The sequence below is a fragment of the Quadrisphaera sp. DVD1 genome, assembly GCF_058932755.1.
This window is the reverse complement of the sequence record NZ_JBZYWI010000209.1, coordinates 1-4,129: the sequence shown is the minus strand read 5'-3', so window position 1 is coordinate 4,129 and position 4,129 is coordinate 1. Positions and strand designations below refer to the sequence as shown.

The window sequence follows — 4,129 nt, the reverse complement described above, 5'->3', positions numbered from 1 at the left end:
CTCCCCCAGCAGGGTCACCGGCACGCCCGTGCGGGTCAGGTCGCGGTCGGCGAGCAGGGCCACCAGCCCGCCGGCGCGCAGCGAGCGCAGCAGGGCGCCGAACGTCCCGCCGCCGGTCAGCGGCAGCACGGTGATCCCCAGCTGCTGCCGGAAGGCCACGAAGGCGTCGTAGACCTCCGGCGGCTCCAGGCGCTCGGCCACCGTGGTCACCGGGGCGAGGTGCTGCGCGCCCCAGGCGCCGAGGTGGTCCCAGCTGCCCAGGTGGCCCAGGAACGCCACGGCGCCCCGGCCGTCGGCCAGCGCGGCGCGCAGCGGCTCCAGCCCCTCGGTGGTCACCGTCCCCGCCAGCCGCTGCGGCGACCAGGACGGCATCCGGAACGCGTCGCACCAGTACCGCGCGTAGGAGCGCACCCCGGCCCTCGACAGGGCCCGCAGGGCGCGCTCGTCGGCGTCCGGGCGGGCCCGCCGGAGGTTGGCCTCCAGCCGCCGCACCCCGGGGCCGCGCCGGGCCCAGGCGAGGTCTGCGCCGACGGCGAAGGCCGCGTGGGCGAGCCGCTCGGGCAGCAGGCGCAGGACCCGCCAGGCGGCCAGGTGGGCCGGTGCGGCCAGGGGCGGCAGGCGCCGGCGCACGGGGCTCACCGGGCCCTCAGCTGCGGGCGCCGGTGAGGACCTGGGAGCGGACGACGAGCACCCGCTGCACGACCGTGATGAGGCTCGCGAGCGCGAGCACCGCCAGGACCGCGGTGAGCAGGCCGCGCGGCACGCCGAGCCCCACGAGGCCGGTGGCCACGAGCACGGCCACGAGCCGGTCGGCGCGCTCGGCGATGCCGACGTCGGCGCGGGCGCCGATCGCCTCGGCGCGGGCCCGGGCGTAGGGGACGATCGCCCCGAGGGCCAGGCAGGCGAGGGCCAGCCCGGCGGTCAGCCGCGAGCCGCCGCCGCCGGTGTACCAGAGCACGAGCGCCGCGAAGATGGCCGCGTCGCCGAAGCGGTCGAGGGTGGAGTCGAGGAACGCCCCCCAGGAGCTCGATCGCCCGGAGCTCCGCGCCATGATCCCGTCGAGGACGTCGGAGAAGACGAACGCGGTGATCACCAGGGTGCCGGCGAGCAGGTGGCCGCTGGGGTAGAGCGCCAGGGCGCCGGCCACGACGCCGAGGGTGCCGACCACCGTCACGGCGTCCGGGCTCACGCCCAGCCGCAGCAGGAGCGCGGCGAGCGGGGACAGGAGCCGGGTGAAGAGGGCCCGGGCGTGGCGGTTCAGCATGGCGCGGGCAGCCTAGCGGCGTCGCGCGCGGCGATCACGCACCGACCGAGGTGCGTCCGGGCTCGCCCGAGGCCGCCCACGCCGCCGCCAGGCGCTGCCGGGCGTCGGAGAGCAGCTCGGGCAGGGCCTTGGTCTGGGCGATGATCGGCAGGAAGTTGGCGTCGCCGCCCCAGCGCGGCACCACGTGCTGGTGCAGGTGCGCGGCGATGCCCGCGCCGCCGACCGCGCCCTGGTTCATCCCCACGTTGAAGCCGCCGGCACCGGCCGAGGCGGCCAGCACCCGCATCGCCGACTGCGTGAGGGTGGCCACCTCCACCGTCTCCTCGGGGGTGAGGTCGACGTACCCGGCCACGTGCCGGTAGGGGCACACGAGCAGGTGCCCGGAGTTGTACGGGTAGAGGTTGAGCACCGCGTAGGCCAGCTCCCCGCGGGCGACGACGAGCGCCTCCGCGTCGCTGCGCCCCGGGGCGCGGCAGAACGGGCACTGCTCCCCCGCGCGGCCGTCGGCGGGCTTGCCGTCGCCGGAGATGTAGGCCATCCGGTGCGGCGTCCACAGCCGGTCGAAGCCGTCGGGGACGCGCGCGAAGCCCTCGGGCCCCTCGGCGCCCCCGGGCCGGTCAGGGCCCTGCGTGCTGCTCACACCTGGGCCCGGCTGCGGACGGCCTCGACGACGCGGGCGACGGCCTCGGGCACCGGCACCCCGTTGTCCTGGGTGCCGTCGCGGAAGCGGAAGGAGACGGCGCCCTTCTCCACGTCCTCCGCCCCGGCGATGAGGACGAACGGCACCTTGGCCTTGGAGTGCGTGCGGATCTTCTTCTGCATCCGGTCGTCGGAGTCGTCGACCTCCACGCGCACGCCCTGCGCGCGCAGCAGCGCCGCGACCTCGTGGAGGTGCGGGGCGAAGTCCTCGGCCACCGGGACGCCGACCACCTGCACCGGCGCCAGCCACGGCGGCATCACGCCCGCGTAGTGCTCCAGCAGCACCCCGAAGAACCGCTCGATCGAGCCGAACAGGGCCCGGTGGATCATCACCGGCCGCTGGCGGGAGCCGTCGGCGGCGGTGTACTCCAGCCCGAAGCGCTCGGGGAGCATGAAGTCGAGCTGGATCGTCGACAGCTGCCAGGTGCGGCCGATCGCGTCGCGCGCCTGCACGGAGATCTTCGGCCCGTAGAAGGCGGCGCCGCCCGGGTCGGGCACGAGCTCCAGGCCCGAGCCCTGCGCGACCTCGGTCAGGGTGGCCGTGGCCTCCTCCCACACCGCCTCGTCACCGATCGACTTCTCGGGGTTCCGGGTGGACAGCTCCAGGTAGAAGTCGTCCAGCCCGTAGTCGCTGAGCAGGTCGAGCACGAAGCGCAGGAGGGAGGCGAGCTCGTCCTTCATCTGCTCGCGGGTGCAGTAGATGTGGGCGTCGTCCTGGGTCATGCCCCGCACCCGGGTCAGGCCGTGGACGACGCCGGACTTCTCGTAGCGGTAGACGCTGCCGAACTCGAACATCCGCAGCGGGAGCTCCCGGTAGGAGCGCCCGCGCGAGGCGAAGACGAGGTTGTGCATCGGGCAGTTCATCGGCTTCAGGTAGTAGTCCTGGCCGGGCTTGACCACGGTGCCGTCGGCGCCCACCTCGGCGTCGACGTGCATCGGGGGGAACATGCCGTCGCGGTACCAGTCGAGGTGTCCCGAGACCTCGTACAGGTGCCCCTTGGTGATGTGCGGGGTGTAGACGAACTCGTAGCCGGCCTCCTCGTGGCGGCGGCGGGAGTAGTCCTCCATCTCGCGGCGGATGATTCCGCCGCGGGGGTGGAAGACCGGCAGCCCGGACCCGAGCTCGTCGGGGAAGGAGAACAGGTCGAGCTCCGCGCCGAGGCGCCGGTGGTCGCGGCGCTCGGCCTCGGCCAGGCGCTCGAGGTGGGCCCGCAGGTCGTCCTTGCTGGGCCACGCGGTGCCGTAGACCCGCTGCAGCTGGGGGTTGGCCTGGTCGCCGCGCCAGTACGCCGCGGCGGTGCGGGTGAGGGTGAAGCCGTTGCCCAGCAGCCGGGTGGTGGGCACGTGGGGGCCGCGGCACAGGTCCTTCCACGCCACCGTGCCGTCGCGGCGCACGTTGTCGTAGATCGTCAGCTCGCCGGCGCCGACCTCGACCGAGGCGCCCTCGCCGGCGTCCGCGCCGGCGCCCTTGAGGCCGATCAGCTCCAGCTTGTACGGCTCGGCGGCGAGCTCCGCGCGCGCCTCGTCGTCGCTGACGACCCGCCGGCGGAAGGCCTGCCCCTCCTTGACGATCCGCTGCATGACCTTCTCGAGGGCCTTGACGTCCTCGGGGGTGAAGGGCTCGGCGACGTCGAAGTCGTAGTAGAAGCCGTCGCGCACGGGCGGGCCGATGCCCAGGCGCGCCTGCGGGTGCAGCTCCTGCACGGCCTGCGCCAGCACGTGGGCCGCGGAGTGCCTCAGCACCTCCAGCCCGTCCGGTGAGGAGACGGGGACCGCCTCGACGACGTCGCCGTCGGCGAGCTCGGTGGCCAGGTCTCGCAGCTGGCCGCCGATCCGGGCCACGACCACGCTGCGGTCGTCGGCGAAGAGGTCGGCCGCGGTCGTGCCCACCTCGACCGCCCGGGGAGCGCCGTCGACGGTCACGCTGAGCTGGGCGGGCACGGGTCCTCCTGGGGGTGGGGCGGGATCGCCGCGATGCTACCCAGGAGGGCGCAGACCCCCGGCGGATCGGTCGAGCAGGACGTCGTCGCCCACCCGCACCACGCCGGGCACCAGCACGTCGGCGTAGACGCCCAGGCACCGCCGCGGCGTCCGCGTCACCTGCAGCCGCGCGCCGCCGAGGCGCACGGTGGCGCCCACCCAGCCGCGCTCGGCCCCCGCTGGGGC

Annotated in this window: 4 protein-coding genes and 1 pseudogene; all 5 read right to left on the bottom strand. The window is 75.2% G+C overall.

Annotated features, from left to right (window positions below; all coding sequences use genetic code 11):
* Positions 1–639, bottom strand: a 639-nt coding sequence (locus AC5FZL_RS15875) for a phosphatidylinositol mannoside acyltransferase (protein WP_493619850.1), incomplete at its 3' end; no start/stop codon positions are given.
* A gap of 7 nt (positions 640–646) precedes the next feature.
* Entirely contained in the window at positions 647–1,264 is a 618-nt protein-coding gene (gene pgsA, locus AC5FZL_RS15870) for a phosphatidylinositol phosphate synthase (protein WP_493619849.1), read from the bottom strand.
* Positions 1,265–1,298: 34 nt separating this feature from the next.
* The gene (locus AC5FZL_RS15865; RefSeq protein WP_493619848.1) at positions 1,299–1,904 is read right to left on the bottom strand and encodes an HIT family protein; all 606 of its coding nucleotides are present in this window, start codon (positions 1,902–1,904) and stop codon (positions 1,299–1,301) included.
* Positions 1,901–3,904, bottom strand: coding sequence for a threonine--tRNA ligase (gene thrS, locus AC5FZL_RS15860; protein ID WP_493619847.1), 2,004 nt, complete (start codon positions 3,902–3,904; stop codon positions 1,901–1,903). Before thrS ends, AC5FZL_RS15865 begins: the two co-directional genes overlap by 4 nt.
* A 36-nt stretch (positions 3,905–3,940) precedes the next feature.
* Positions 3,941–4,129: pseudogene (locus AC5FZL_RS15855) on the bottom strand (hypothetical protein); the annotation flags it as partial.